Raw genomic sequence first — 26,880 nt, 5'->3', positions numbered from 1 at the left:
GACGACCGGCCGCTCGGCTACGGCTGGAGGGCGGACGCGCGCCCGGGAGAGTCCACCACCGTCACCGGTACTCCTCCGGCCGCACTGCCCAGCAGGGTCAGTTCCACCTCGCCCGGTCCTGAGGGTGTCGTCCCGTCGGACAGGACGGCGAGGGCCAGTGTGTTCTCGCCACGTGTGCGCAGCACCCCGTTCGGCAGGACGAAGGTGTGCTGGGGGCCTACGTCGTTGATGTACTGGCCCATGTTCCAGCCGTTCAGGAAGATCTGGACGCGGTAGGCGCGGGCCGGGTCGTCGGTGAGCGTGAGCCCGATCGAGGCGTCGACGCCGGGGTCGACGGAGAGCCGGAACCCGGTGCGGTACCAGACGACACCCTGCCGCCGCTCTGCCCGAGGGAAGCCGGCCGCCTGCCAGCCGCCGTCCGCGAACCCGGGCAGATGCCAGCCCGCGCGTTCCCCGTACAGCCCGCCGTGGTTGAGCGGCCCGCGTACCGGGTCGGCGGCCGCAGCGCCCTGGATCCGCCAAGTGACAGCGGGGGAAGCCCCGTCGAAGGTCACGGCGGTCAGCCCGCGGGCCGCCTTGTGGGTGTCGTCCGCCTTCGCGTCCTGGTCGTGCTGCATCCGACGGACGAGGACGGAGAGGACGTGCGGCCCCTCGTCGGAGGGGAGGGGAAAGACCGCTGTGCCCTCCCAAGTCCCCTGCCTGACCGTCTTCTTGTCCGGCACCGGCATCCGGTGTGTCCCCAGCGGCTGCCCGTCCAGCCAGGCCATCAGCACCCCCTGCGTGCCCGTGGTGAAGGCCAGGGACACGGACTCCGCCGCACCCTCGAAGTGCCCCCGGTACCAGACGTCTCCGTAGTGGAAGCCGTAGTCGTCGGCGAACAGCACGGGCTGCCCGGCCGGTACGGGGGTGCTGCTGTACGAGGACGTCCTGTCCGCGACCGTCCACCCCGAGTCGTCGAAGTCCGCGGCGGACTCCGGGTTCTCCTCGGCCTGCCGCCAGCCGGCCAGCACGGGGAGCCGGACCTCCGGCACGCCGGGCAGCCGTCGCTCGGCCAGCAGACTCCCGGAGGCCGTGGCCTGCGCCCTCAACCCGCCCTGGTTCCAGATGACTTCGCTCACCCCGCGCGGTCCCCACACCTCCAGATCGGAAGCCTCCACGGTGTCGCCGGTGAGCTGGACGGCCGAGCCGCGCAGGACGGCGGTGCGCAGCAGCGCGGGGCCGCGCACCAGTACGGGGCCCGACGGGGTGTCGTACCGCCACAGCCGTCCGGAGGTCTCGTCGTCCGCGAGAAGCAGCAGCAGCGGCGCCGGGGTACCGCCGCCCTCCACCAACACCCGAGTGAGTCCGCCGAGTTGAGCCGAGACCCGAAGCACACCGCTCTCGTACGCACATACCGCGGCCCCCTCAAGCACGGTCACCGTCGGCTCACTCGCGCACTCCAGCGCGGTCTCGGTCGTCTCTCCCCCGCGTCCGGTGAGCACGGCGATGTCCTGCCGACCGGCCGAGAGCCACAGCATCGGCTGCGCGGTGGAGTAGGCCAGCTTCCGCCGCCCGAGGGCGATTCCGGTGGCCAGGAGCCGGGCGTCGAGGCCGGGCACGGTGAGCGGAAGCTCCGAGAAGGGGAGCGGCGTCGTCACCTCCGCCGCGGTGTCGTTGCGTACGACGTAGAAGCGCGCGCCGGTGTCCGGGTTGACCAGCGGATACACCTTGACCTGCGGGTCCGTGCCGGTCACCGGCTCGGCCCGGTCCAGCTTGGCGAGGTCGGGCACGGAGTGCAGCAACTGCCCGATCTGGTGCATCGGGACCAGCTTGGGAGTCGGCCGGCGGGCCTCGTCGAGGGCGGCACCGTAGTCGTACGACGTGTAGACGATCGGCGCCGGCAGCCAGCCCCAGGAGGTGCCGCCGAAGGTCATGTAGACGTTGTGGACCTTGATGCCGTTGGCGAGGTTGGTGAGATAGAAACGCCGTTCGTACGCCGCGTCACGCGTCCTGGCCGACTCCGCGTACCCCTTGCCGGCGAACTCGACCCCGCCCCACGGATCGAACCAGCCGCCCCCGAACTCGGGCACGAACCCCGGGGTCCGAGGACTCGCCGTCGAGCCCCCCTTCGCACCGCCGACCCCGAAGTAGCCCCAGTCCGGCGGGGGTTTGAAGGGTGAGGGATACCCGTCGAAGCCGTACAGCCAACGCCCGCTCTCCCCGCCCGTGTCGAAGGTACCCGGGGCCCAATAGCCGTTCCTGCCCTTGTCGTTGTGGAACAGCGGCACGTCGATGCCGTCGGCGCGGACCTTGGCGTACAGGTGGGCCATGTAGTCACGGCCGAGCGGGCTGTTGACGTGGTCCGCGTACTCGTTCTCGAGCTGGTAGAGGACGACCGTGCCGCCGCCGGCCGTGTAGAGGTGCCGGGCGACGATCCGGTCGACGGCGGTCAGCCACTCGTCGACGTGCTTCAGATAGGTCGGGTCCGAGGTCCTCGCCACGCCCTCGGTGGCGGTCAGCCAGCCGGGGAAACCGCCCGCGTCGACCTCGGCGTTGATGTACGGGCCCGGTCGCAGGATCACGTACAGACCGGACTCGGCGGCCATGCGCAGGAAGAGGTCGAGGTCGCGGACACCGGTGAAGTCGTACTTCCCGGGCGCGGGTGAGTGGTAGTTCCAGGACACGTAGATGCTGATCGCGTTGTAGCCATGGGCGCGCAGCTTCTGCAGGACATCCCGCCACAGGGACGGGCTCGGGAGCCGGAAGGGGTGGACCTCGCCGGACCACAGGACGACGCGCCTGCCGTCGATCAGCATCGAGTACTCGTCGAAGCCGACGGTGTGCCGGTCGCCGTCGGCGCCCGGCGGTGCGGGCGCGGGTCCCGTGGGCGCGGTGTCGACGGCGTACGCCTCGCCGCTCCCACTGCCGCTCAGGGAGAAGCCGAGGGCGGTGGTCGTGGCGAGTGCGCCGAAGGTACGTCTGCTCAACACCATGAGGTTCTCCCCTGGACAGCGGCGGCTCGGGTGCGGCCATTGTCCACAGCAATTCGTCCCAAATGGTGGTATGAGGATCTCGGCGCGGGCGGATTAGGCGGTACGGGCGCTCCTGGAGCCGGCCGGGCGCTCCTGGAGCCGGCCGCCCGGCGGGGCGAGGGCCCACCGGTGAAGGCGGACACCATCGCCACCGTGCAGGTCGTTCCGTACAAGTCCCTGGACGGAATCCTCGCGGTCTCCGGCGTGGCGGTGGCCGGCGGCCCGGGGGAACCCCTGACCGCCGTTGTTCAGTTGCCGCAGCCCGTGGAGACGCGGGCCTTGCTGGACCAGGTGTTGGTGGCCACGTCGAGGGCCATCAGCGTCGAGTTCTTCGCGTAGCCGTAGGCGGTGCAGTCCAGCAGACCGGTCGTGAAGTCGAAGCCCCCGCCGTGGCGCCCGGAGACGGAGCGTGCGGTGGTGGTCTTGTACCAGCTCGGAACGCCCGGCACCCCACCGTCCTTGAAGAGGGCCATCTTCACCTGGCCGCCCACGGTGAAGCTCTGGCCGCGCAGGACGAGGCCGTAGACGCCGATCGTGCTCGGCGCGCGGGTGGCCCAGACGTACGGCTTGTATCCGTACGCCTTGCCCTCCACCGCGCCGAGCCCGTCGGCCTTCGGAGCGGCCGGCTTGGCGGCGGTCGTACGGTCCGCCGTGTCCGAGTTCCCGCCGCATCCGGTGGTGGCCACGGCCGCCGCCGCGAACAGGACCGCGAGTCCGAGTGCGGTGACGCGGCGGCCGGAGCCGGCCTTGGACGCGTTGTCCGTGACGCCGCGAGTGGTGTGGTGAGTGATGTCGCGAGTGGTGATTCGAGTGATGCTGCGCATGGTGTTCTCCCCCTGGAAATCGTCGGCCGCGACCCCGTGGGCGGCCGGCGTGCAGAGGGACACAGGTCCGCGTACGGCGGTTGCGGCAGCGTGTGCGACGAGACGGTCACAGAGCTCGGCGGGCGGTCGACGGTTCAGGGAAGTCGCAGGTCACAGGCGCTTTCCGCGAATGGTCCGGCGACCGGGGGCGTAGCCGCGAATGTGCCTGCGAGCGGAGGGCCGTACGCGATGGGGGATGAGCCGGACCGGTCCCTCTGCGGTAGCCGGGGGAGTGAGAGCCTCCGACGGACGACCGGGTTCCGTCTGCGAAGCGTCTGGAGTCGACGGCTATTTGCCCGCGGTCACGGCCTTGAGCTCGTCCAGCGACTCCCGCATGATCCGTGCGAGCTGTCGCTGGTTGGCCGCGTCGACCCAGCGGTCGAACGCGATCTTGAAGACGGCGATCCCCGCCTCGGCGGCCAGGCTCGCGGCCGGGTCCGCGACGCCGCGCTGACGCAGCGCGTCGGCGAGTGCCGCGGACAGCGACGCGAGCTTGATCAGCTCGCGCTCTCGCAGCTCCGCGTTCGCGGCGATGACCGTCTGGCGCTTCCGTGAGTGTTCGAGGCGCTCCTCGAAGACGGCCGCGGCGGCGTCGAGGGCGGCGGCCACCGCGTCGATCGGGGCCGCGGACTCGGGTGCGGCGCTGAGGGCGCCCACGAGGAGCTCCTCCAGCGAGCTCGCGCCCTCGAACAGGACCTCGCGCTTGTCGGCGTAGTGCCGGAAGAAGGTCCGCTCCGTGAGCCCCGCCCGCCTGGCGATCTCGGTCACGGTGGTCTGTTCGTATCCGCGCTCGCTGTAGAGCTCCAGTGCGGCTTGCGCCAGCCTGCCGCGCGCGTTCGGCTCCCATCGACCCATGCCGTGGATTCTATGTGATGACAGTGACTGGCATCAGGTGTAAGTTGATGACAGTCGCTGACATCGGAGCCTCGTCGCAGGGCGAGCCGCCGAAATAACTCAGGAGGTCTCTCATGCGCGTATTCATGACAGGTGCGTCCGGCTGGATCGGATCCGCCGTCGTCCCCGAACTCATCGGCGCCGGCCATCAGGTCACCGGGCTCGCCCGCTCCGACGCGGCAGCCGCCGCCCTCACCGCGGCCGGAGTGGAGGTGTACCGCGGCACGCTCGACGACCTCGACGCTCTGCGCGAGGCAGCCGCCGCGTCGGACGGTGTGATCCACCTCGCCTTCAAGCACGACATCGCCTTCTCGGGCGGCTTCGGGAGCGCCGCCGAGGCGGATCGCCGTGCCGTCGAGACGTTCGGCGAGGTGCTCGCGGGTTCCGGCCGGCCGCTGCTCATCGCCTCCGGGACCCTCGGGCTCACCTCCGGGCGGGTGGGGACCGAAGAGGACGGGCATGGTGCCGCCGCGGACGGTTCTGCTTGGAGCGAGGGCCCGCGGGCCCGGCTGGCCACCGCCGAGCTGACGCTCTCCCTCGCGTCACGCGGAGTCCGCTCCTCCGTCGTGCGGCTCGCTCCGACCAATCACGGGGAAGGAGACAACGGCTTCATGAAGGCCCTGGTCGGCATCGCCCGCGGCAAGGGCGTCTCCGGTTACATCGGCGACGGGTCCAACCGCTGGCCCGCCGCGCACCGGCTCGATTCCGCGCACCTCATCGCCCTCGCGCTGGACAAGGCACCGGCGGGCTCGACGCTGCACGCCGTCGCCGAGGAAGGTGTGCCGATCCGTGACGTCGCCGAAGTGATCGGACGCCATCTCGACATCCCCGTGGCTTCCATCGCTCCCGAGGACGCGGGAGAGCACTTCGGCTGGCTGGCCGGCCCCTTGGGGGTCGACAGTCCGGTATCGAGCGCGCTGACCCGGGAGTTGCTCGGGTGGCAGCCGGCCCAGCCCGGGCTTCTGAAGGACCTCGACAAGGGCCACTACTTCCACCCGGCCTCGGACTGAGGGCGAGGGAGGGCATGCGGTTCTTCCCGGGCCGGTGAGGCAGGATGAGGTCTCCGATCGGGGCGGGAGGCCACAAGTGGGTTATGAACTGCAGGCAGTGATCGCCGGAGAAGAGCTGCTGCGAGCTGCGTCGCAGGACCTCGCCGACGCCACAGTCGTACCTCTTGGGCAGGGCCTGTCGCTGCTGCCGATGACAGACGACCTCTTCGAAGCCGGCACGGACGGCGGGGCGGTCGGGCCGCTGGGTTTCTGGCGGCTGCCGGGCGGCTTCGACGGACTGCTCGCACGGTGGTCCGCCGCGGGGCCGGTGGCCTATGCGGAGGCCGAGTACTTCGGTGGCGTCGGCGAACAGCGCGCCGTCGTCTGGACCGACGGGGCCGTGGTGCTCGGGCCGCTGCACGTCTCGGAGGGCCTGCCGTTCCCTGCTGCCGGCAGCCCGATCGCCCAGGCCCTTCGCCGACTTGGCGCGAGGGCCGGTGGAGCCGAGGACGAATTCGAGGCCGTGGGCCTCGGCCGCCATCGGCACAACGAGGACTGGATCCCGGCCCGTTAGGCCCGGTTCAGTGCTTGGCGTCCAGCCTGCTGAACGCGCTGGTCAGGCCCTGCTTGAGTTTCCGGGCCAGCGGTACTTCGACGAAGCGGTGGACGAGCCAGCTCAGCGCGAGCATCGCGACGACGACCGCGGGGACCAGCAGACGGGCGTCGATGTGGTCGTGCAGGTGGTAGATCAGCGTGGTGCCGATGCCGTAGTGCAGGAGGTAGAAGGGATAGGTGAGTGATCCCGCGGTGGTCAGCCACTTCCACTGGATCCGGTCGGTGAGGCCGAGCGCGATGCCCACCATGAGGAGCAGGAAGAGCGTGTAGAGGATCAGTGAGCCGGACCAGCTCGACACCTTTTCCACGCTGATCCGGGCCGGTAGCTGGTTCTGGGACATCACCCAGGCCAGGCCCAGGATGCCCCACAGCAGCAGGTCCTGGCCGAAGCGGTGCATGAGGTACAGGGCGAGGCCGGCGATGAAGAACCACGCGGCTTCGGGGTTGGCGACCGTCACCAGCAGCGGAATCCCGGAGTTGTGCGCGACGGCCGCGAGCGCGCCCCAGACGCAGCAGAACATCACGACCTTGCGGTACGTCAGTCCGGTCGCCACCACCAGCATGAAGATGACGTAGAAGCGCAGTTCGGACCAGAGCGTCCAGTACACGCCGTCCACCGCCGGCGCTCCCTCGCCCTGCTGGAGCATGGAGAGGTTGAGGATGACCTTCACGGAGGGGATGGCGGTGAACTCCGCCGGCCACAGCGTGAGCACCGCGGTGGTGAACAGCACCGCGAACCAGTACGCCGGGTAGAGGCGGATGACACGCGAGACGAAGAAGTCCCTGGCCCGCCGGCCCCAGCTCGACATGCAGATGACGAAGCCGCTGATGACGAAGAAGAACTCCACGCCGATCCAGCCGTAGGTGGCGGCCGGGAAGAGGCTGGGGAAGATCTCCGAGACCGGACGGTCCCAGATGAGGTTGCCGGGCTGGTTGGCCCGGTATGTGCCGATGTAGTGGTGCAGTGCCACCATCAGCGCGGCCATCAGCCGCAGTCCGTCGATCACGTACAGCCGTGGCCTGCGCGGCGCGCCCCCGGCAGCGGACGGCGGCTTCCCCCGCGTCGGCGGGAGCGTGTCCTGTTCGAGGGGCTGGTGCTGCTGCCGGTGCTCGGCGGCGACGCTTCCGGCCTGTATCACCTGTTCATTCCGCCTGTCCGGCCCGTGCGGGAGCCATCGTCCGAATGATCGATACCTGCCGGTGCGACGCACAGCGGATCCGGCTCACCCGCACCGGCGCGTGAACGGCAGCCCAACGGGATCGCACACCGGCTCTCACAGGGGTCCCGCGCCGCCCGGCTCGGACCGTACCCGCACAGCCTGGGAGGCGCCTGGGCAGCCACCGCCCCCGCCCTACGCCAGACCGCCCTGACCAGGGACGATCCGCCCCGGGAGAGATATCTCATCCCGCTCGGCTGCCCACGGGTGCAGGGAGTACACCCACCCGAACGGGTACGGCATGGGACGACACCGGGGCGCGCCGACCGGCCCACCGGAGGACACGCCGCAACGGAGTCGAAGAAGAACGCCTGCCTATGCCTTGCGGGCGAGTAGTTGGATCTCTCGGAACTGCCGCCTGTCGGTGGGCTCGGGTTCGCGGGTCAGTCGGGCCACCTCGGACAGGCCGTGCTCGCGGAGCAGTGTGGCGAGGTGGTCGGGCCACCAGCGGTAGGCCGGGGCGACGGTGTGGTCGAAGAGCTGCGTCGGGTGGGACGGGTCCTCGCTTGCCGAGAAGCCGAGCAGGAGGTGGCCGCCGGGGGCCAGCACGCGGTGAAACTCCGCGAGGATGATGGGGAGTTCGGGCGGCGGGGTGTGGATGACGGACCAGCGTGAGAGTACGCCGCCCAGCGCGCCGTCGGCGATGTTCAGCGCGGCCATCGAGCCCACGTCGAATCGCAGGCCCGGACAGGCCTGCCGAGCCAGCTCGATCATCGCGGGAGAGGCGTCGACACCGAACGCCGCCAACCCCAACTCGTCGAGATGGGCGGTGATGTGCCCCGGTCCACAACCCAGGTCCGCGACCTGACCGTTCCCACTCGCGCGCACGAGTTCGGCGAAGGCACTCAGGATCGCGCGGTCCAGGGGCCTGTCCCGCAGCGTGTCGCGGAACAGCTCCGCATAGGTGGGAGCGGCAGCGTCGTACCCCTCGCGGGTGGCACTGAAGGCATCGTGTTCGACCATGCCCGCGACGGTAGTTCGTGGCCTTGCGCCCCGCCCGCCGGCCCCGGGGATTATCGGGGAAGCTCCGCCCGGATGGTCTTGCCCATGGGACCCGTGTTCACGGTGACCGAGCTGGCCAGGTTCTGGACCATCGGCCAGCCGAAACCGCCGGTTCCGCCGGTGAGGTCGGGAGCGCGCTCCCGCGGCGGCCGTGGGTCCGCGTCGGTGACGGCGACGGTGATGGCGCCGGGGCGCGCCCACAGCCGCAGTGAGCAGGACGTGCCCTGCGCGTGCCGTACGGCGTTGGTGACGAGTTCGGACACCACGAGGGCGACGCTCGACGCGGTCAGGGCGTCCACCGCCGGCGCGAGGCTGTTCATAAAGGCGTGCGCGAGGTCCCGCGCGTCCGCGATGGCCTCGGGCCGGGCGTCGAAGATCGCGTGGGTCAATGGGCGGCCGTCCACTCGCGGGTGTCGCGTGCGCATAAGCCCTCCTCGTACGGGGTGGCCTTTGTTCCGGATGAACGCCTGCCCCTGATGCGCGGGCTGTAACGCATTCCCGGGCGGACCTTGAGCCGCCTTCCGTCACACAGGCCCGGTCACGGGGAGGACTTCACACATTGGTACGTGCCGAGAGGAGTGAGGTCGCGATGCGCGGGTAGACGGCGGACACGCTTCTGTCGGGGGATGGCAGAGGGCCGACGGACCAGGGAGGGCAACGATGACGACGATGGCGACCACGACGACGGCAGTCCGGACACACACGGACACCGGGTTCGCAGGGCTGCCGGAGATCGTCGACCCGCAGACGATCGCGCCCAAGGACGCGCGCGACCTGTCGACGCGGTTCTTCGCTCAACTCGCCGTACTGGAAGAGGGAACACCCGAGTACCAGTACGCGCGCAACACCCTCATCGAGATGAACATGTCGCTGGTCCGCTACGCGGCGGGCCGGTTCCGTCACCGCGGTGACGACATGGAGGACATCGTCCAGGTCGGCATGATCGGCCTCATCAAGGCCATCGACCGCTTCGAGCTCACCCGGGAGACCCAGTTCGCCACGTTCGCCGTGCCGTACATAGTCGGTGAGATCAAGCGGTTCTTCCGTGACACTTCCTGGGCCGTGCACGTTCCGCGCCGCCTTCAGGAGGCCCGCGTCGAACTCGCCAAGGCCACCGAGGAACTGAGCACCCGGCTCGGGCGCGCCCCCAAGGTCGGTGAACTGTCCGCTCTGATGGACCTCACCGAGGACGAGGTCATAGAAGCCCGGATGGCCTCCAACGGCTACAACTCCACCTCCCTCGACGCCGCCATCCACGGCGACGGAGACGAGGGCGAGACCGCGCTCGCCAGCTTCATCGGCGAGGAGGACCCCGCGATGGAGCTGGTGGAGGACTTCCACGCCCTCGCCCCGCTCATCGCCGAACTCGACGACCGTGACCGCCACATCCTTCAGATGCGCTTCGTCGACGAGCTCACCCAGTCGCAGATCGGCGAGCGCCTCGGCGTGTCCCAGATGCATGTCTCCCGCCTCCTGACGCGCACCCTGGCGCGTCTGCGGGAAGGAATGCTCACCACCCGCTGACCCCGGTCGTGTACGACGCTTCTGCGTACCACGGCTTGTGTACGACGGCTTGTGTACGACGGTTCTGCGTACGGCAGGTTCAGCGTGCGGCGTGCGGCGTGAAATGGCAGGTGCGTGACGGGAGTCGGGGAGGGGCACAGCCTCCTTCGCGGCTCCCGTCCGGCTAAACCGCCTGGTTGTAGACGGCTCCCGCGGCAGGCCAGCCCATGGCCTGAGGTTGTGGGGGAGGTTCTGGCTGTGTACGGCCGCGGACCTGCGCGGCCGTCAGCCCGCTGGGGTGGGCGCCCGGCACCGGAGCCATGACGGGCTGGGGGGCCTGCGCGGGGGCCATCACACCGGGCTGGGGCGCCTGCATGGCCGCCGCCATGCCGGGCATGCCGGTCTGGGTGTAGGCGGGCAGTCCGGCGGCCGGGACCGGGGCGTACCCGGGCATCGGGGCCGCCGGCGGCGGCATCACGGCGGCAGGCGCCGCGGCCGGCGCCAGCCCCGGCATGGCTCCGGGGACCTGCGCGGGGGCGGGGGCAGGTGCCGGCCAGCCGCCGGTCTGCGGGCCCGCGAAATTCTGTGCGCCCGCGAAATTCTGCGTCCCCGCGATACTCGGCATTGCCGCGGCCTGCGCCGCCAGCCCCGGCATGCCCGCTCCGTTCGTGGCGCCGACGAGTCTGTCCACCGCCGCCGTACCCGAGCTGTAGTTGGTCCCGTTGACCATCTCGGGTACGGCGGCTCCCCTCCTGCTGGTCCCGTAGAGCACGCCTTCCAGGCCGGACACCAGGCGACGCACGTCCACCTGGGGGCGCACCACGAGTCGCAGGAAGCGGCTCGACGAACCGATCTTGTTGCCGCACTCGCGGACCAGGATGCGGTGTTCGGTGAGCAGCCGGTCCCGGACCACGGTGCCTTCGGCGCCCACGGGGAGGCGTACGAAGAGGAAGTTGCCCTGTGACGGATAGATCGTCAGACCGGGCAGATGGGAGAGCTGCTGGGCCATGTCGAGGCGGTCGCGGCGGACCATGTGCAGGCTCTGCATGTACTCCTGGCCGTGGTTCTTGAGCATGAACACCACGGTCTCCGCGAAGGAGTTGAGATTCCACTTGGGCAGCATCGAGCGGACCTTGCCGGCGAGTGCCGGGTTGGCGACGAGGTAGCCGAAGCGGATGCCGTGCAGGCCGAAGTTCTTGCCCAGGCTGCGCAGCACGATGACGTTGGGCCGCATCACGGCGTCCTCGACGACACTCGGCTCGTGCTCCGCGTCGGCGAACTCCAGGAACGACTCGTCGATGATGATGAGGTCCAGGTCCGCCATCGCGTCCATGAACTGGACGAGCGCCTGACGGGGTATGAAGCCGCCGTCGGGGTTGTTCGGGTTGCAGATGACGGCGACCCTGGTGCCGCGGGCGCGGATGAACTCGGCGTACTTGGCGAGGTCGAGGGCGAACCCGCTGGACTCCTGCAGCGGGAACATGTCGACGCGCTTGCCGGTCTCCATCGGCTGGTCCGTCCAGCGGCCGAAGGTGGGCACGGGTATCGCGAGGGACTCCCGGACCAGCAAGTGGTCGATCCAGGTGATGAGTTCGGTCGACCCGTTGCCCATCGCGACGCACTGCGGCGGGAGTTGGAGCAGGTTGCAGAGTTCGGCCGTGATGGTGTCGGCGCTGCTCGGGTAGTACGTGATGATCTCGCGCAGCCGGCTCGCCAGATCGTCGAACATGGCGGGCGTCGGGAAGTAGGGGTTGCACGGGATACAGAAGTCGACCGGACCGGCCCCTTCGCCGCCCTCACGGGTGAGCGCTGCCATTGAGGGGCTGTGCGCCGCCGTGCTGCGGAACAGCGAGGTGACGTTGTCGGCCATGGAACCTCCGTAGGGGGCGGGCCCGGTGGGGAGGACGGGCCCTCCGTCTGTGGGTGGCCCGCGCGGGGGAGCGCGGGCCACCCAAAGGTACGGATACAGAGGGGGCGCTGTTCAACTCGTGTGAATTTGGTGAGAGTTAATGATCACAGGCAACCGAAGGAACCCGGAAGCCCTCAGGGAACCCTCAGAGGCTCCACAGGGACCTCAGGCGCCGAACGTGTGCACTGTGCTCGTACGGTACGTCTGCCCAGGTCGCAGCACGGTCGAGGGGAACGACGCGTGGTTGGGGGAGTCCGGGAAGTGCTGGGTCTCCAGGCACAGTGCGTCGCCCTGCCGGTAGATGTGCCCGCCGGTGCCTACCAGCGTGCCGTCCAGGAAGTTGCCGGAGTAGAACTGCAGGCCCGGTTCGGTGGTGGCGATCTTCAGGGTGCGGCCGGAGGACGGGTCCCGCAGGGTCGCCGCGTGCTCGGGCTTCGCCGTGATCCCCTTGTCCAGAGCCCAGTTGTGGTCGAGGCCCTTCCCGTACAGCAGTTGCTGGTGCGCGACCCGAATGTCCTCGCCGACCGTCTTCGTACGCCGGAAGTCGAAGGGGGTGCCCGCGACCTTCGCCAGCTCGCCGGTGGGGATCAGGCCCGAGTCGACCGGTGTGTAGCGGGCGGCGGCGATCTTCAGTTCGTGGTCGTAGACCGAGCCGCTGCCCTCGCCCGCCAGGTTCCAGTAGACGTGGCTCGTGAGGTTGACGACGGTCGCCCTGTCGGTGGTGGCCTCGTAGTCGATGCGCCAGTCGCCGTGCCTGGTCAGCGTGTACGTGACCTTGACCTTGAGCGTGCCGGGGTAGCCCTGCTCGCCGTCGACGCTCGTGTAGTGCAGGTACAGGCCCACGTCGGAGCCCTTGGTGAAGGGCTCGACTTCCCACACCCGCTTGTCGAAGCCCTTGGCGCCGCCGTGCAGGCTGTTCACGCCGTCGTTGACGGAGAGCTGGTAGCTCTTGCCGTCGAGGGTGAACTGCCCCTTGGCTATGCGGTTTCCGTACCGTCCGATCAGTGCGCCGAAGTACGGGCTGGAGGTGACGTAGTCCTCGATGTTGTCGAAGCCCAGCGACACGTTCCGGTATGTGCCGTGCCGGTCGGGGATCTCCAGGGACTGGACGATCCCGCCGTACGACAGGACCTTGAGCTTCGTTCCGCCGTTGGCCAGGGACCAGCGGTAGACCTTGGTGCCGTCGGCGAGCTTGCCGAAGAGCGACTTGACGGGGGTCCGACTTCCGGTGGCGTGTGCGGTGCCGCCGAGGGCGGTGGCGGCTACTCCTGCTGCTGCGGCTCCTGCGATGACCGTACGTCTGTTCAGTTCCATTTTGCGGCTCCTGCAAATGGAGGGGCCACGCCTTCCGGCGGGACCCGGCTGACTTACGAACCGACCTTGCGCTTGTTCCACACGTCGAAGCCGACCGCCGCCAGCAGGGCCAGGCCCTTGATGACCTGTTGCCAGTCGGAGCCGACGCTGAGGAGGTTCATGCCGTTGTTCAGCACACCGAGGACGAGACCGCCGATGATCGCGCCGAGGACGGTTCCGACGCCGCCGCTCATGGACGCGCCACCGATGAACGCCGAGGCGATCGCCTCCAGTTCGTAGTTCAGGCCCGCCTTCGGTGAGGCCGCGTTGAGGCGGGCGGCGATCGCCATACCCGCCAGGGCCGCGAGCGCGCCCATGTTCAGGAAGACCAGGAAGGTGACCTTCTTGTCCCGGACGCCGGACAGCTTCGCCGCCGGAAGGTTGCCGCCGATCGCGTAGATGTGGCGGCCGAAGACGGCGTTGCGCATGACGTAGCCGTAGCCGACCACCAGCACGCCGAGGACCAGCAGGATGATCGGCGCGCCCTTGTAGCTGGCGAGCAGCATGGTGACGACGAGGATCGCGGCGCTGATGGCGACGAGCTTGAGCAGGAAGAGGTTCCTGGGCACCACGTCGAGCGAGAACTCCTGCTGGCGCTTGCGGTCGCGGACCTCCTGGAGGACGGCGAAGACGATCAGGGCGAGGCCCAACAGCAGGGTGATGTTGTGGTAGTTGGTGTCCGGACCGGTCTCCGGCAGGAAGCCGTTGCCGAGGTCCTGCAGCCCGTTCGGGAAGGGGCCGAGGGTCTGGCCCTCCAGCAGGATCTCCGTCAGACCGCGGAAGATCAGCATGCCGGCGAGGGTGACGATGAACGACGGTATGCCGCCGTACGCGATGAAGAAGCCCTGCACCGCGCCCGCCAGCGCGCCCATCATCAGGCAGAGCACCACGGCGACCGGCCACGGCACATCGTGCTGCACGGTCAGTACGGCCGCGAACGCGCCCACGAACGCGGTCAACGAGCCGACGGACAGGTCGATATGGCCCGCGATGATCACCAGCATCATGCCGATCGCGAGGATCAGGATGTAGCTGTTCTGCAGGACCAGGTTGGAGACGTTGCGCGGCAGCAGCAGGTCGCCGTCGGTCCACACCGCGAACAGCGCCACGATCAGACCGAGGGCGATCAGCATGCCGTACTGGCGCATGTTGCGGCGCAGACCGGCCAGCACCAGCTGGAGCAGGCCGCCGCCCGCCGCCGATCCGCTCTTTCCGGGCGGCGCGGGGGCCGGCGTCTTGGCGGTCAGATCCGTGCTCATCGCGTTACCTCTTTGTCCTTTGTCATCTGACGCATCAGCGTTTCCTGCGAGGCCTCCGCCCGAGAGAACTCACCGGTCAGCCGCCCCGCGGCCATCGTGTAGACGCGGTCGCACATCCCCAGCAGCTCCGGCAGCTCGGAGGAGATGAAGACGACCGCCTTGCCCTCGGCGGCCAGCTTGTCGATGACCGTGTAGATCTCGAACTTGGCGCCCACGTCGATGCCCCGGGTCGGCTCGTCCAGGAGCAGCACCTCCGGGCCCGCGAAGATCCACTTGCTGAGGACGACCTTCTGCTGGTTGCCGCCCGACAGCTTGCCCACCGGCTCGAAGACGGTCGGCGCCTTGATGTTCATGGACTTGCGGAAGCCCTCGGAGACCTGCCGCTCCTCGTGCTCGTCGACGACGCCGTGCCGGGAGACCTTGCCCAGGGCACTGAGCGAGATGTTGCGGTTGATGGTGTCGATGAGGTTGAGGCCGTAGTGCTTGCGGTCCTCGGTGACATAGGCGATCCCGTGTCCGACCGCCTCGGGCACGGACTTCGTCCGGATCTCCTTGCCGTCCCGGAGGACCGTGCCGCCCGCGTACCGGCCGTAGGAGCGCCCGAAGACGCTCATCGCGAGCTCGGTGCGGCCGGCGCCCATCAGGCCCGCGATGCCGACGATCTCGCCGCGCCTGACGCTGATCGACACGTCGTCGACCACCTTGCGCTGCTGGTCGATCGGGTGGTGCACGGTCCAGTTGCGGATCTCCAGGGCCGGGGCGGCGCCCAACTCCCCCTCGTACGGGGTGCGTTCGGGGAAACGGTGGTCGAGGTCGCGGCCGACCATGCCGCTGATGATCCGGTCCTCGGTGGTCTCGGGCGCCTTCACGTCGAGGGTCTCGATGGACTTTCCGTCGCGCAGGATCGTCACCGAGTCGGCGACCCTGCGGATCTCGTTGAGCTTGTGGGAGATGATGATCGAGGTGATGCCCTGCTTCTTCAACTCCAGGATGAGATCGAGGAGTTTGCCGCTGTCCTCGTCGTTCAGCGCGGCGGTCGGCTCATCCAGGATGAGCAGTTTCACCTTCTTCGACAGCGCCTTGGCGATCTCCACGAGCTGCTGCTTGCCCACGCCGATGTCGGTGACGCGGGTCTCCGGGTGGTCGCCCAGACCGACCCGGCGCAGCAGTTCGGAGGCGTGTCGCAGGGTCTCGTTCCAGTTGATGAGCCCGCGCGTGGCGTGTTCGTTGCCGAGGAAGATGTTCTCCGCGATGGAGAGGTACGGCACCAGGGCCAGCTCCTGATGGATGATCACGATGCCGTGCTGCTCGCTGGCCCTGATGTCCCTGAAGGAGCAGATCTCGCCCTCGAAGAGGACGTCTCCCTCGTAACTCCCGTGCGGATGGACGCCGGAGAGGACTTTCATCAAGGTCGACTTGCCGGCGCCGTTCTCCCCGCAGATGGCGTGGACCTCGCCCTGACGGACGGTCAGTGTGACGTCCGACAGCGCCTTGACGCCGGGAAAGGTCTTGACGATCGAGCGCATTTCCAGGACGGGTCCCGCCATGGTCGTGCCTTCCAATCCCTAGAGTGCGGCGGTTGCCTGAGCTCGCTGCCGCTACTTGAAGCCGCCTACTTGAAGCCGCCTACTTGAGGTCGCTCTCCTTGATGTAGCCGGAGTCGACGACGACCTTCTGGTAGTTGGCCTTGTCCACGCTCACCGGCACCAGCAGGTACGCGGGCACGACCTTCGAGCCGTTGTCGTACGTCTTGGTGTCGTTGGTCTCGGGCTTCTTGTCGTTGAGAACCGCGTCGACCATGTTCGAGGCCACCTTGGCGAGTTCACGGGTGTCCTTGTAGACGGTCATCGACTGCTCGCCCGCGATGATCGACTTCACCGAGGCGACCTCGGCGTCCTGCCCGGTGACGACCGGCAGCGGCTTGCTCGCACTGCCGTAACCGTCCGACTTCAGCGCCGAGATGATGCCGATGGAGATGCCGTCGTACGGCGAGAGCACGGCGTCGACCCGGCCGCTCTTGTACGAGGCCGTGAGGATGTCGTCCATGCGCCGCTGCGCGGTGGCGCCGTCCCAGCGCAGGGTGGTGACCTGGGTCAGCTCCGTCTGGCCGGACTTGACGACAAGCTTGCCCGAGTCGATGTACGGCTGGAGGACGGTCATCGCGCCCTGGAAGAAGTACCGGGTGTTGTTGTCGTCGTTCGAGCCCGCGAACAGTTCGAGGTTGAAGGGGCCCTTCTCGCCGCCGTCCTTCAGGCCGAGCTGCTCGACGATGTAGGAGCCCTGGAGTTCGCCGACCTTCTCGTTGTCGAACGACGCGTAGTAGTCGACGTTCTCGGTGCCGAGGATCAGGCGGTCGTAGGAGATCACCGGGATGTCGGCGTCCTTGGCCTGCTGGAGCACGTTGTTGAGCGACTTGTTGTCGATCGCGGCGACGATCAGCGCGTCCACGCCCTGCGTGATCATGTTCTCGATCTGCGAGACCTGCTGGTCCGGCTCGTCCTCGCCGTATACCAGCTTGGTCTTGAAGCCCTTGGCCTCCAGGTTCTTGACGACGTTGGCGCCGTCGGCGATCCAGCGCTCGGAGGACTTGGTGGGCATGGAGATGCCGATGGTGGCGTCACCGGCATCGGTCGCCTTGTCCTCACTGCCGCCCTCGCTGCTCTGCCCGCAGGCGGAGAGGGTGAGGGCGAGGGAAGCGGCTCCGGCTATGGCGGCGAGTGCGGCTCTGCGGTTACGCATGATCATCATCCTTGATGTGTGGGCCGGTTCGGTCTGGCGGTGCGGGGACGCTTCCGATGGGGAGTGGGAGGTGGGACCACGAACAGGTGTGTGGGATTGTGTGCGGCTGCGTCGCCTTTTGTGAAGGGGGTTGGCGTGGAATTATGAGGGCGTTTCGAATCGCCGCAGCACGCCCGGTAGTCGGGAACCGAGCGGCGCCATGTCACCGTCGGCTCCGTGCCGCGCGAGCAGGTCCAGAGCGAGCCGGCCGCGTCGCACCCGTTCCCGGGCGGTGCTCAGGGTCAGCTCCCGCAGATGGTGCCCGTAGGGGTAGATGCCGGGCGCCTTGGAGAGGCCGAACTTCAGATAGAGCGGTGCGCCGCGCCGGATCAGCTCGGCGACCTCGTACATCCGCACATACCCGCCGAGGTCGTCGGGGGCCTCGATGTACATGTCCATGGGGGCGGCGGAAACCCGCCGTATCTCGGTGAGGTGAGCGAGCGTCAGATCGCTGGGCACGTTGAGGGAGTCCGCGCCGAGGTTCTCGTACACGGCGTACGAGGCCGGGTTGACCGGGCCCACCAGCGCCGAGAGCTTGAGGGTCGTGTCGGCCGGGATGATCCCGGCGACGCGCGCCCGGTGCAGCGTCCACAGCACACCCTCGTCGGCGACGAGCAGGCACTGGACGCCCAACTCCGTTGCCCGGAGCGCGTCTTCGACGCATCCGGCGACTCCGTCGTAGCCCCGGGCGCGGGGCCCGCCGCCCTGCGAGTCGGAGCGCACCGAGCCGCCGATGTCCCAGGTACCGCGCGGCCCGGTGAACAGACAGAGCTCGATGGCGTGTTCGGCGGTCGCCTCGGCCATCTCGGTGATCTCGGAGTCGGTCAGCATCCAGACACCGCTGCCCTGGCTGATCCGGTGGATCGGCACATCGAGCCGCGAGGACTCCTTGAGGACCACGGCAAGGGCCTCGGGCCCCTCGACGGACGGGACCTCGGTACGCCAGCGGCCGCCGCCCGGGAAGCTGTGCGGCGAGGCGTCGGCGGGGGAGAGGGGCGGCGCGCCCAGGCCGAGCGCGGCGAGCGCCTGCTCGCCGGGTCGACGGGCTGCCGGAGGCGGGGCGTCGGTCACAAGCTGTCCTTCGCGTTCGTTGGACTGAGGTGCGTTCGATATTCCGGACGCGGTGCGTGTCGAGGGGTGTACGCCGGCACGGAGTGGTCACACCCCGCACCGGCGTCCTGCTCAGGGGAGCGGAAGGGGAAGGAGAAGGAGACAGCTCATGGGATGGGATCGACCTGGTTCATGGGCGGAGCAGGACCTTTCCGGCCTTCGGATCGCCGGACCCCACCAGCTCGATGGCGGCCGGGAACTCGGCGAGCGGCAGTTCGTGCGTGACCAGTGGCAGGGGGTCGAGAAGCCCGGCGCCGAACACCCGCACCGTATGCGCCCAGGCATCCGGCGGCGCCCCGAACACGGTGTGCACCTCAAGCTGCCGTACGACGAGATCGGTGGGGTCGAGACCCTCCGCGCCCGGCGCCGGAATGCCCGTGAGGACCAGGCGTCCGCCGCGCCTGAGCAGGGAGGCGGCGGTGCGCGCGGCGGACGCGGACCCCGCGGTCTCGACGACCACGTCGAAGCCGGCGGGCAGTTCGGTGTTCTCTGCGTTCTGTGCGTTCTTCGAGTTCCTCGTGCGGAAATCGGTGGCGCCGAACTTCCTGGACAGCTCCGCGCGGTCGGGGCGGGAGCCGACCACGAGCAGCTCGGCCGGGGAGCCCGCCTTCAGGAACTGCACGGCGAACATCCCGAGCGTCCCCGTGCCCACGACCGCGACCCGCTCCCCTGGCAGCGCACCGGCCTTGAGTACGGCTGCCGCGATGCAGGCGGCGGGCTCCAGCAGCGCCGCCGCCGTCAAGTCGGCGTCGTACGGGAGGACATGGAGCAGGCGGGCGGGCAGGGTGAGGGTGGTGGCCATCGCGCCGGGCTGGGTGAAGCCGGTCTCCTCGTACCCCGCCGTGCACAGCGTGGTCTCGCCCGCGTGACAGCGGTCGCAGACCTGGCAGTTGCGGAAGCCCTCGCCGACGACCTTCCGCCCGAGGAGCGTCGCGGGCACCCCGGCGCCGATCGCCTCCACCGTCCCGGACCACTCGTGACCGGGGGTGAGGGGGTAACGGACGTACCCCTCGGGCCGGTTGCCCTGATAGACCTCGCGGTCGCTGCCGCAGATGCCGACGGCGTGCACGCGCACGAGCGCCTCGCCGGCATCCGGCCGCCTGGGCTCATGGCCGGTCAGCCGGTGCTCGCCCGGAGCGGTGACGAGGACCGCCGTCCCCGCACTCACCGGACGCCCTTCGGCCTGCGCTGCTCCCAGCCGTCCGCCCACAGGTCGAACCGGGCCTGCTGCTGCGGGAATTCGCCCGCCGCGTCGACATCCAGCTCGACACCGAGACCGGGTGCGTCGGAGAGGTGGAAGTAGCCGTCGACGACCTCCGGGGCCCCCTTCACGACCTTCTTGATCTCCGCGTCCGCGAAGTCGTTGAAGTGCTCCAGGATCTTGAAGTTCGGTGAGGTGAAGCCGACTTGGAGGGAGGCGGCGGTCAGGACGGGACCGCCCACGTTGTGCGGCGCGACCAGGACGTAGTGCGCCTCCGCGGTGGCGGCCAGCTTCCGGGTCTCCCAGACGCCCCCGATATGGCCGACGTCGGGCTGGATGATGTCGACGGCCTGGCTCTCGAACAGCTCGCGGAACTCGACGCGGTCGTGGATGCGTTCACCGGTGGCGAGCGGGATGTCCACCTTGCCGGCGACCTTCTCCAGGGCCTTGAGGTTCTCCGGTGGCACCGGCTCCTCCAGCCAGGCGGGCTTGAAGGGCGCGAGTTCGTGGGCCAGCCGGACGGCGGTCGAGGGCGAGAAGCGGCCGTGCATCTCCAGCATCAGCTCGGTCCCGGGGCCGATCGCGTCGCGCACCGCCTCGATCAGTGAGACGGAGTAGAGGGTGGCCTCGTGGTCGAGCTCGAAGTGCCCGGTGCCGAAGGGGTCGATCTTGAGGGCCTGGTATCCGCGCGCGACGACCTCCTGGGCGGCCTTGTGGTAGGCCTCCGGGGTCCGCTCGGTGGTGTACCAACCGTTGGCGTACGCCTTTACCTTGTCGGTGACCTTGCCGCCGAGCAGCTGCCAGACGGGCACGCCGAGCGCCTTGCCCTTGATGTCCCAGCAGGCCGTCTCGACGACGGCGATACCGGACATCACGATCTCGCCCGCCCGCCCGTAGTCGCCGTACTTCATCCGCCGGACAAGATCCTCGACAGCGAAGGGGTCCGAACCGAGAATGTGGTTGGCCTCCGCCTCCCGCAGATAGCCGATCAGCGCGTCGGTGTGGCCCAGCATGCGGGTCTCGCCGACTCCGGTGAGCCCTTCGTCGGTGTGCACCTGGACGTACGTCAGGTTCCGCCAGGGCGTCCCGACCACGTGTGTGCTGATTCCCGTGATGCGCACGGCAGTTGCCCCCTGAGCTCTTCGACTCTGTTCGAAATTTCGTCACTCGTTCGAAATGCTGGCGTGACAGTAAGGAGGCGGCCCGGGGGGTGTCAATGGGGCGAACACATAACGGTTTCGATGTGATGCGCGCGGGATGCCTGAGGATGGCGGGGAATGTTCGGTGGCGTCCCCAACTCGGCACATTGAAAGGGATGGTTCACCACACAACATTCACAGCTCCGACTATGAACGTGACCTATGGGGAACTTAGTCTTCCGGCGTCATGGACTACTGCCTCCCGTGCCACAGGCACCTCAATGGCGCCCTCGCATGCCCGGGGTGCGGCACACCAGCCGAAAAGGTCCGCGAACACGCGGACGCCGTCGAGTCGCGTCCGAAAGCGGACGACGATGTCGACGACGGGCACGAGGACGACGACACCCGTCCCCGTGGGCGGCGTAAGGGTTCGGGCCCGGGTGGGGGCAGCCGACGGGACCGGAAGGCCGCCGCGCACCGGCGAAGACGCCGCGGGGCCCTGATAGTCGGCGCCGGCCTGTTCCTCGCCGCGGGCGGTCTGAGCCTCGCCGAACTCGGTGTGGACGCGCCGGGAGCCAACCCGCGGGCCGCGACGGCCGACGAGTCGCCCGAGGGCGGCACCAGCACCCCGGCCGAGACCGCCCTCCCTCTAGAGGACCAGGCAGGCTCCACCGACGCCTCGGCCGACGCCTCGCCGTCCGCCTCCGAGTCACCCTCGCCTTCCGCGTCCGTATCCGCCTCGGAGTCCGCCGAGGGCGAGGACGACGAAGAGGCGTCGGCCTCAACGATCACAACGCCCCAGACCTCGGCCCCCACGTCCACCATCCCCACCGAAACCTCCCAGCCCCCCAGCCCCGACCCGACCTCGTCCGACCCGACCCCGGACCCTTCGCCTTCGGAGTCGTGCGACCAGTTCTTGTGGTGGTGCACCTAAGGGGTTTTCAGCCCGTCCGGGGGCGGAGATCTTTCAGCCCATCCGGGGCTAGAGGTTTTCAGCCTGTCCGGCGTTTGAGGACGAGCGCGTTCAGCGCGAAGCGGGGGTCTGGGGGCGGCAGCCCCCAGGAAGCAAGGGACGGGCAGGGGCGGAGGGGGCGAACAAACCCCACCCCACCCCCTACGTGGCGAGCATCCGCTGAAGCATCCCCCGCAGGGACACCCGCTCCTCCCGGGACAGCCCGGCCAACGGCTCCCGCGCAAAGCGAAGTGAATCCCGCAGACTGCGAGCAACCCGCAGCCCCTCCTCCGTCGCCGCCGCCAGCTTGACCCGCCGGTCCGAAGGGTCCAGCCGCCGCTCGACCAGCCCTCGCGCCTCCAGCCGGTCCACGATCCCGGTGACGTTCGACGGTTCACACCTCAGCTTCTGCGCGAGCCGCCGCATCGGCAGCGGCTCCAGCGACAGCAGGCTCAGCAGCCGCGCCTGCGCGCCCGTCAGCGCGTGCTCGCCGGCGGCCTCCTCGTACTCCTCGTGATATCGCGCCACCACCGTGGCGATGAGGTCGACGACCTCCAGCGTCAGCGGGTCGATACGGGGAGTCTTCTGCGTGGCCATGCACTCCAGAGTACCCGGTTACTTGACATCATGAAATATTCAGGAGCATGGTTGTTTCAGGTGCTGAAGTATCCGAACAGTCAGAGCCGCAGGCAGCACCACCCGCAACCCGCAGGAAAGGCGCCCCCTCATGACCGACTCCCCCCAGCTCCCCGCCGTCAGCCGCGAATGGCACCTGCTCAGCCGCCCGGAAGGCTGGCCCAAGCCCGAGGACTTCGCTCTGGTCGAGGCCGAGGTGCAGCAGCCGGGTGAGGGCCAGGTGCTGGTACGGAACAAGTACCTCTCCGTCGACCCGTACATGCGCGGCCGCATGAGCGCCGCCAAGTCTTACGTCGCCCCCTTCGAGCTGGGCAAGGTCATGCAGGGTGGCGCGGTCGGCGAGGTCGTCGCCTCGAAGGCCGAGGGCATCGCGGTCGGCGACCATGTGCTGCACTTCTTCGGCTGGCGCGAGTACGCCGTGGTCGACGCCAAGCAGGCGGTCAAGGTGGACCCGGAGGCCGCGCCGCTGAGCACGTACCTCGGTGTGCTGGGCATGACAGGCCTCACCGCCTACGCCGGTCTCCTGCGCACCGCCTCCTTCAAGGAGGGCGACTCGGTGTTCGTGTCGGGCGCCGCCGGCGCGGTCGGCAGCCAGGTCGGCCAGATCGCCAAGCTCAAGGGCGCCTCGCGCGTCATCGGCTCGGCGGGCTCCGACGAGAAGGTCAAGCTGCTGGTCGAGGAGTACGGCTTCGACGCCGCGTTCAACTACAAGAACGGCCCGGTGAACGCACAGCTTCGCGAGGCCGCGCCCGACGGCGTCGACGTCTACTTCGACAACGTCGGCGGTGAGCACCTGGAGGCGGCCATCGGGCAGCTCAACCGGGACGGCCGCATCGCGATCTGCGGCGCGATCTCCGTCTACAACAGCACCGAGCCCGTCCCCGGCCCGAAGAACCTCGCCCGCCTGATCCAGACCCGCGGCCGTATCGAGGGCTTCCTCGTCGGCGACCACTACGACCTGCAGTCGCAGTTCGTCCAGGAGGTCGGCCCCTGGGTCGCCTCGGGCGCGCTCAAGTACCGCGAGACGGTCGTCGAGGGCATCGAGAACAACCTGGAGGCGTTCCTCGGGGTCCTGCGCGGCGACAACACCGGAAAGATGATCGTCAAGCTCTAGAGGTCATCGGGGGTTCTGCTGGACTTCCGACATGCGGTAACTTCTTTCCAAAATCGTCGCGATCGTGGGCGCGAGTCGCGGCGGACCAAGGAGGAACGCACGTATGTCCATCCAGCAGTCCGACGTCCTGTACACCGCCGTCGCCACCGCCGAGAACGGCCGCGACGGCCGAGTAGCCACCGATGACGGCAAGGTCGACGTCGTCGTCAATCCGCCCAAGGAGATGGGCGGCAGCGGCGCCGGCACCAACCCGGAGCAGCTGTTCGCCGCCGGGTACAGCGCCTGCTTCCAGGGCGCCCTCGGCGTCGTGGCCCGTCAGGAGAAGGCCGACATCTCCGGCTCGACCGTCACCGCGAAGGTCGGCATAGGCAAGAACGAGGACGGGTTCGGGCTCATCGTCGAGATCTCCGCCACCATCCCGAACGTGGATACGGCGACGGCCACGGCGTTGCTCGAGAAGGCTCACCAGGTCTGCCCCTACTCGAAGGCGACGCGCGGCAACATCACCGTGACGCTCGCCTGACCGCAGTCGTTGCACACGGCGGAGGCCGCACCCCAAGGACGTGGGGTGCGGCCTCTGTCGTACGGGTCCCGCTACCGCGGAAGCGTGAGCAACGCCCGTGCCACCTGCGGGAATTCACCCTTGGGATGGTCACGGAAGAGCGGCTCGGTGCCGAAGAGGACGGCGTGCGGACCACTGACCACAGAGGCCTGGCCGCCCGCCGCCGTGGGCCCGGCCGTGCCGTCGGCCAGCGGGCGCCAGTGCCCGGAGACCAGCGGATCACCCGTCGCGTACGACTGTTCAACGCGGACCCCGGAGCCGAGTTCGGTGAACCAGAGCGGGGCGTAGACGAAGCTGTGGTCGGGGGCGCCCGAGGTGAGCGCACCCGAATTCACCACCCGCACAACGCCGTTGGCGTCCCCGTCGCCCGCCACCGGCTTGAGCGCGAGCAGCCCCGTGGCGGCGTTGAGCGTCGCGCCGGTGGCTCCGCGCCCCACCAGGCCATGGGTGCCCAGGAAGGCGCCGAGAGAGGCCCGTGCGGACGCGTTGAGGCCCGTGTAGCTGAGCCCCGACGACACGAACAGCACATCGGCGCCGGACCAGTCGAAGCCCGCGTTGAGGACGGCCGTCGACACCGGGACCACGTCGAAGTTCATCTCACGCAGTGCGAACAGCTCGCCCGGGGTGACGGCGGCGGCGACCCGTGTGAGGCGGAGGGGAGTGCCACCGGTCACCTTCGTCGAGTCGAAGGCGACGTCGTACTCACGGGCGAGGGCGACGGCCTTCGCCCGGGCGGAGGCCGGCACGATCGCGCTGCCGTCGGCGGCCTGCCGTACCGAAACCCCCTGCTTCAGCAGGGAGTTGAGGGCCGTGATCTCCTGCGGATCGTCGAGGCGGAGCCGCAGGTCCCCGCGCGGGGCGACGTACCCGACGTCCGTGGCCGCGCCGACCGTGCGCAGCGGGACGGCCGCCAGACTGGTGCCGCCGCGCACGGGCGTGACCGTCGCGCCCCACAGCCGGCCCAGGCTCCACCCCGAGATGTCGTACATCACCGACACCTTGTCGCTGATGTCCGTCCCGTCCGCCAGCAGCACATTGGCCATCCCGCGCTTGGGCTGACGCAGGTCGACGACGTAACTGCCCTTCGCGTACGACCGTCCCGCGAGCCGGAATCCGGCGGTCGCGCGGGTGACGCGTACGTCGTTGGCGATGAGGTGGTCGACGAGGCGGGCGGCGGCGGTCGCGGAGCGCTGTGCGGCGCCGGCCGGAATGACGTACGCGCGGGGGAAGTCGGTCGTGTAGACGTCCTCGGGGCCGATGCCCGGGACGCCGGGGACCGTCTCGGCGGAGACCGGCACCTGCGCGGCGCCGGTCACGCCCCGCCGGAAGACCTCGATCTGATCGGCGATGAGCGAAGTCCGGTGCGACTGGGCGAAGTTGAGGGTCGCGCGCATGGCCGCGCCCGCGACATCGACGTTGATCGCGGCGCGTCGCCTCAACTCCTCGACCGGCAGCGAGTCGTAGACGGCGTTGTTCACCTGCATCGGGATCTCGACGGTGTGCGCGGCGACCGTGCCGTGGAACGCCGCGTACTGCGGTGTGAAGATCGGGGGCCAGTCGTCCCAGCCCTCCTCCTGGTCGCGGAAGGGGATCTGGGCGGGCTCCACGCCGTCGGCGGCGGGTGTGTAGCCGAGACCGTTGACGGCGGCCTCCATGCCGAGCGCGTTGGCGTAGGTGTTCTTGAGGAAGAGGTCGTACTCGTAGTTCTCGCCGTGCGGCGGGGTCGTCGGCTCGATCAGCGTGCCGTTGACGTAGCCGTGCAGGTCGACCATGACCGCGGGCTGCTTGTCGATGCCGATCTGGCGGATCGCGCGGGCCTCGGGCTGCGAGGCGGTGATGAAGTCCCGGTTCAGGTCGAACCCGTTGGCGTTGGCGCGGGTGCCGGCGATACGGCCGTCGGGGTTCGCGGTGATGTTGAAGTACAGGCGGCTGTGCGCCAGAAGGCCGGCGGTCTTGCTGTCCTTGGCCGTCGCGAGCTGCTCGATGAGCCCGAGGGCGGCGTCCGTGCCCTCCCACTCGTTGCCGTGGATGTTGTTGTTGAAGAACACCGGCGTCTTGTAGGTCTTCTTCAACGCCGGGTCCTTGGCCGCCGACTGCGGCGCGTTCTCGATGAGTTCACGCATCCGCTCCTGGGCGCGCGTCTCGCGGGCCGACTCGGGCGCGGTGACGGTGACGAGGTAGAGGCGGTGGCCCCCGGCCGACTCGCCCGCGACCTCCACGCTGACACGGTCACCCAGCTCCTGAAGGGAGTTCAGCTTCGGGGCGATCGCGTGGTACGGGGTGAGGCCGAGCTTGATGGACTTGTCGGCGGGGTTCACCGGGTCCGGGGTGAGGACCTGCTCGCGGGGGTAGCCGGCGGAGGCGCCGGAGAGATCGGTGACGGGGGTGGCGAGGGCGTTGAGGGCGGCGCCGGCGGAGTTCCTGGCGGCGCTGCTCCCCGCGGCGCCTTCGCGCACCGGCGGTTTGCGGTCCGCGGTGGCGCTGTGCGGGGCGAGCAGGAGTGAGCCGGTCGCCGTGGCGATGACAGTGGCGGTCAGGACGGGTCTCGGTAGGCGCACGCGTCGTACCTCCTGGGTGATGCCTGGGATCGGTACAGGGTCGGTACGGCGAGGTGTACCTGTTCGACTCTCCCGCAACAAGAGGGCGTTGCCGTCACACACGCCGTCATGGATGCCTCCGATGGCGCATTCCGGGCGGGGCAGACTCGATCCTGCGGTTTCGGCACGCTCGGGGTCCCGTGTGGCTCTGGGTCCTGTGCAGCTCGGGGTCCTGT

Annotated in this window: 22 protein-coding genes; 6 read left to right on the top strand and 16 right to left on the bottom strand. The window is 69.2% G+C overall.

All coding sequences use genetic code 11. The annotated features are described in order from the left end of the window. Positions 1-17 precede the first annotated feature (17 nt). The 3 genes from ACFVKT_RS24285 to ACFVKT_RS24275 all read right to left on the bottom strand — a co-directional run bounded on the left by ACFVKT_RS24285 (position 18) and on the right by ACFVKT_RS24275 (position 4,729). Positions 18-2,972 carry a beta-galactosidase gene (locus ACFVKT_RS24285; protein WP_385734792.1) on the bottom strand — a complete coding sequence of 985 codons (2,955 nt, stop codon included), beginning with the start codon at positions 2,970-2,972 and terminating at the stop codon, positions 18-20. Between the two features lie 287 nt (positions 2,973-3,259). Further along, a complete protein-coding gene (locus tag ACFVKT_RS24280) occupies positions 3,260-3,835 on the bottom strand; it encodes a hypothetical protein (RefSeq protein ID WP_385734790.1) in 576 nt (191 codons plus the stop codon). 327 nt (positions 3,836-4,162) lie between these two features. After that, positions 4,163-4,729, bottom strand: coding sequence for a helix-turn-helix domain-containing protein (locus ACFVKT_RS24275; RefSeq protein WP_385734788.1), 567 nt, complete (start codon positions 4,727-4,729; stop codon positions 4,163-4,165). A gap of 113 nt (positions 4,730-4,842) precedes the next feature. Between ACFVKT_RS24275 and ACFVKT_RS24270 the strand changes: the two genes are divergently transcribed. Then, a complete protein-coding gene (locus ACFVKT_RS24270; protein ID WP_385734786.1) occupies positions 4,843-5,778 on the top strand; it encodes an SDR family oxidoreductase in 936 nt (311 codons plus the stop codon). A gap of 76 nt (positions 5,779-5,854) precedes the next feature. Then, positions 5,855-6,331 carry a hypothetical protein gene (locus ACFVKT_RS24265; protein WP_385734784.1) on the top strand — a complete coding sequence of 159 codons (477 nt, stop codon included), beginning with the start codon at positions 5,855-5,857 and terminating at the stop codon, positions 6,329-6,331. A 7-nt stretch (positions 6,332-6,338) separates the two neighbouring features. On the opposite strand, the gene ACFVKT_RS24260 is transcribed toward ACFVKT_RS24265, so the two are convergent. The 3 genes from ACFVKT_RS24260 to ACFVKT_RS24250 form a co-directional block, all read right to left on the bottom strand. Beyond that, positions 6,339-7,511, bottom strand: coding sequence for an acyltransferase family protein (locus ACFVKT_RS24260; protein WP_385734782.1), 1,173 nt, complete (start codon positions 7,509-7,511; stop codon positions 6,339-6,341). Between the two features lie 393 nt (positions 7,512-7,904). Further along, positions 7,905-8,552, bottom strand: coding sequence for a class I SAM-dependent methyltransferase (locus tag ACFVKT_RS24255; protein ID WP_385734780.1), 648 nt, complete (start codon positions 8,550-8,552; stop codon positions 7,905-7,907). 50 nt (positions 8,553-8,602) lie between these two features. Beyond that, the gene (locus tag ACFVKT_RS24250) at positions 8,603-9,016 is read right to left on the bottom strand and encodes an ATP-binding protein (protein ID WP_385734778.1); all 414 of its coding nucleotides are present in this window, start codon (positions 9,014-9,016) and stop codon (positions 8,603-8,605) included. A gap of 244 nt (positions 9,017-9,260) precedes the next feature. On the opposite strand from ACFVKT_RS24250, the gene ACFVKT_RS24245 reads away from it, so the two are divergent. Next, a complete protein-coding gene (locus ACFVKT_RS24245) occupies positions 9,261-10,115 on the top strand; it encodes an RNA polymerase sigma factor SigF (RefSeq protein ID WP_385735038.1) in 855 nt (284 codons plus the stop codon). A gap of 163 nt (positions 10,116-10,278) precedes the next feature. Here the strand turns inward: ACFVKT_RS24245 and ACFVKT_RS24240 are convergent, their stop codons facing one another. The 8 genes from ACFVKT_RS24240 to ACFVKT_RS24205 all read right to left on the bottom strand — a co-directional run bounded on the left by ACFVKT_RS24240 (position 10,279) and on the right by ACFVKT_RS24205 (position 20,825). Continuing rightward, positions 10,279-11,964, bottom strand: a complete 1,686-nt coding sequence (locus tag ACFVKT_RS24240; RefSeq protein ID WP_385734776.1) for a pyridoxal phosphate-dependent aminotransferase — start codon at positions 11,962-11,964, stop codon at positions 10,279-10,281. Between the two features lie 204 nt (positions 11,965-12,168). After that, a complete protein-coding gene (locus ACFVKT_RS24235; protein WP_385734774.1) occupies positions 12,169-13,317 on the bottom strand; it encodes an aldose epimerase family protein in 1,149 nt (382 codons plus the stop codon). Between the two features lie 53 nt (positions 13,318-13,370). Beyond that, on the bottom strand, positions 13,371-14,615 hold the full coding sequence (mmsB, locus tag ACFVKT_RS24230; RefSeq protein WP_385734772.1) for a multiple monosaccharide ABC transporter permease: 1,245 nt from the start codon (positions 14,613-14,615) through the stop codon (positions 13,371-13,373). Further along, positions 14,612-16,162 carry a multiple monosaccharide ABC transporter ATP-binding protein gene (gene mmsA / locus ACFVKT_RS24225; protein WP_385734770.1) on the bottom strand — a complete coding sequence of 517 codons (1,551 nt, stop codon included), beginning with the start codon at positions 16,160-16,162 and terminating at the stop codon, positions 14,612-14,614. The genes mmsB and mmsA overlap by 4 nt, the downstream gene beginning before the upstream one ends. Before the next feature lie 79 nt (positions 16,163-16,241). Further along, entirely contained in the window at positions 16,242-17,354 is a 1,113-nt protein-coding gene (chvE, locus tag ACFVKT_RS24220; RefSeq protein ID WP_385734768.1) for a multiple monosaccharide ABC transporter substrate-binding protein, read from the bottom strand. 141 nt (positions 17,355-17,495) lie between these two features. Then, the gene (locus tag ACFVKT_RS24215; RefSeq protein WP_385734766.1) at positions 17,496-18,464 is read right to left on the bottom strand and encodes a hypothetical protein; all 969 of its coding nucleotides are present in this window, start codon (positions 18,462-18,464) and stop codon (positions 17,496-17,498) included. A gap of 169 nt (positions 18,465-18,633) precedes the next feature. After that, positions 18,634-19,671, bottom strand: coding sequence for a zinc-binding dehydrogenase (locus tag ACFVKT_RS24210; RefSeq protein ID WP_385734764.1), 1,038 nt, complete (start codon positions 19,669-19,671; stop codon positions 18,634-18,636). Next, positions 19,668-20,825 carry a mandelate racemase/muconate lactonizing enzyme family protein gene (locus tag ACFVKT_RS24205; RefSeq protein WP_385734762.1) on the bottom strand — a complete coding sequence of 386 codons (1,158 nt, stop codon included), beginning with the start codon at positions 20,823-20,825 and terminating at the stop codon, positions 19,668-19,670. The genes ACFVKT_RS24210 and ACFVKT_RS24205 overlap by 4 nt, the downstream gene beginning before the upstream one ends. A 265-nt stretch (positions 20,826-21,090) precedes the next feature. On the opposite strand from ACFVKT_RS24205, the gene ACFVKT_RS24200 reads away from it, so the two are divergent. Next, positions 21,091-21,777, top strand: coding sequence for a hypothetical protein (locus ACFVKT_RS24200; protein ID WP_385734760.1), 687 nt, complete (start codon positions 21,091-21,093; stop codon positions 21,775-21,777). 180 nt (positions 21,778-21,957) lie between these two features. On the opposite strand, the gene ACFVKT_RS24195 is transcribed toward ACFVKT_RS24200, so the two are convergent. Then, positions 21,958-22,392 carry a MarR family winged helix-turn-helix transcriptional regulator gene (locus ACFVKT_RS24195; RefSeq protein WP_385734758.1) on the bottom strand — a complete coding sequence of 145 codons (435 nt, stop codon included), beginning with the start codon at positions 22,390-22,392 and terminating at the stop codon, positions 21,958-21,960. A 130-nt stretch (positions 22,393-22,522) separates the two neighbouring features. On the opposite strand from ACFVKT_RS24195, the gene ACFVKT_RS24190 reads away from it, so the two are divergent. Beyond that, complete coding sequence (locus tag ACFVKT_RS24190) at positions 22,523-23,545, top strand: NADP-dependent oxidoreductase (RefSeq protein WP_385734757.1); 1,023 nt, start codon at positions 22,523-22,525, stop codon at positions 23,543-23,545. Positions 23,546-23,648: 103 nt separating this feature from the next. Continuing rightward, positions 23,649-24,068: an organic hydroperoxide resistance protein gene (locus ACFVKT_RS24185; protein ID WP_385734755.1), complete on the top strand. Its 420-nt coding sequence runs from the start codon at positions 23,649-23,651 to the stop codon at positions 24,066-24,068. A 71-nt stretch (positions 24,069-24,139) separates the two neighbouring features. Here the strand turns inward: ACFVKT_RS24185 and ACFVKT_RS24180 are convergent, their stop codons facing one another. Further along, positions 24,140-26,665, bottom strand: a complete 2,526-nt coding sequence (locus tag ACFVKT_RS24180) for a M14 family zinc carboxypeptidase (RefSeq protein ID WP_385734753.1) — start codon at positions 26,663-26,665, stop codon at positions 24,140-24,142. Positions 26,666-26,880 lie beyond the last annotated feature (215 nt).

The organism is Streptomyces sp. NPDC127595 (assembly GCF_042671685.1).
Taxonomy (GTDB): domain Bacteria; phylum Actinomycetota; class Actinomycetes; order Streptomycetales; family Streptomycetaceae; genus Streptomyces.
This window is presented reverse-complemented; position numbering and strand designations above follow the sequence as displayed.

Bases quoted from the DNA above. Each gene is read 5' to 3' on its own strand.
- ACFVKT_RS24285 (WP_385734792.1), bottom strand. From the start codon at position 2,972: ATGGTGTTGAGCAGACGTACCTTCGGCGCACTCGCCACGACCACCGCC.
- ACFVKT_RS24280 (WP_385734790.1), bottom strand. From the start codon at position 3,835: ATGCGCAGCATCACTCGAATCACCACTCGCGACATCACTCACCACACC.
- ACFVKT_RS24275 (WP_385734788.1), bottom strand. From the start codon at position 4,729: ATGGGTCGATGGGAGCCGAACGCGCGCGGCAGGCTGGCGCAAGCCGCA.
- ACFVKT_RS24270 (WP_385734786.1), top strand. From the start codon at position 4,843: ATGCGCGTATTCATGACAGGTGCGTCCGGCTGGATCGGATCCGCCGTC.
- ACFVKT_RS24255 (WP_385734780.1), bottom strand. From the start codon at position 8,552: ATGGTCGAACACGATGCCTTCAGTGCCACCCGCGAGGGGTACGACGCT.
- ACFVKT_RS24250 (WP_385734778.1), bottom strand. From the start codon at position 9,016: ATGCGCACGCGACACCCGCGAGTGGACGGCCGCCCATTGACCCACGCG.
- ACFVKT_RS24245 (WP_385735038.1), top strand. From the start codon at position 9,261: ATGGCGACCACGACGACGGCAGTCCGGACACACACGGACACCGGGTTC.
- ACFVKT_RS24240 (WP_385734776.1), bottom strand. From the start codon at position 11,964: ATGGCCGACAACGTCACCTCGCTGTTCCGCAGCACGGCGGCGCACAGC.
- ACFVKT_RS24235 (WP_385734774.1), bottom strand. From the start codon at position 13,317: ATGGAACTGAACAGACGTACGGTCATCGCAGGAGCCGCAGCAGCAGGA.
- mmsB (WP_385734772.1), bottom strand. From the start codon at position 14,615: ATGAGCACGGATCTGACCGCCAAGACGCCGGCCCCCGCGCCGCCCGGA.
- mmsA (WP_385734770.1), bottom strand. From the start codon at position 16,162: ATGGCGGGACCCGTCCTGGAAATGCGCTCGATCGTCAAGACCTTTCCC.
- chvE (WP_385734768.1), bottom strand. From the start codon at position 17,354: ATGCGTAACCGCAGAGCCGCACTCGCCGCCATAGCCGGAGCCGCTTCC.
- ACFVKT_RS24200 (WP_385734760.1), top strand. From the start codon at position 21,091: ATGGACTACTGCCTCCCGTGCCACAGGCACCTCAATGGCGCCCTCGCA.
- ACFVKT_RS24195 (WP_385734758.1), bottom strand. From the start codon at position 22,392: ATGGCCACGCAGAAGACTCCCCGTATCGACCCGCTGACGCTGGAGGTC.
- ACFVKT_RS24190 (WP_385734757.1), top strand. From the start codon at position 22,523: ATGACCGACTCCCCCCAGCTCCCCGCCGTCAGCCGCGAATGGCACCTG.
- ACFVKT_RS24185 (WP_385734755.1), top strand. From the start codon at position 23,649: ATGTCCATCCAGCAGTCCGACGTCCTGTACACCGCCGTCGCCACCGCC.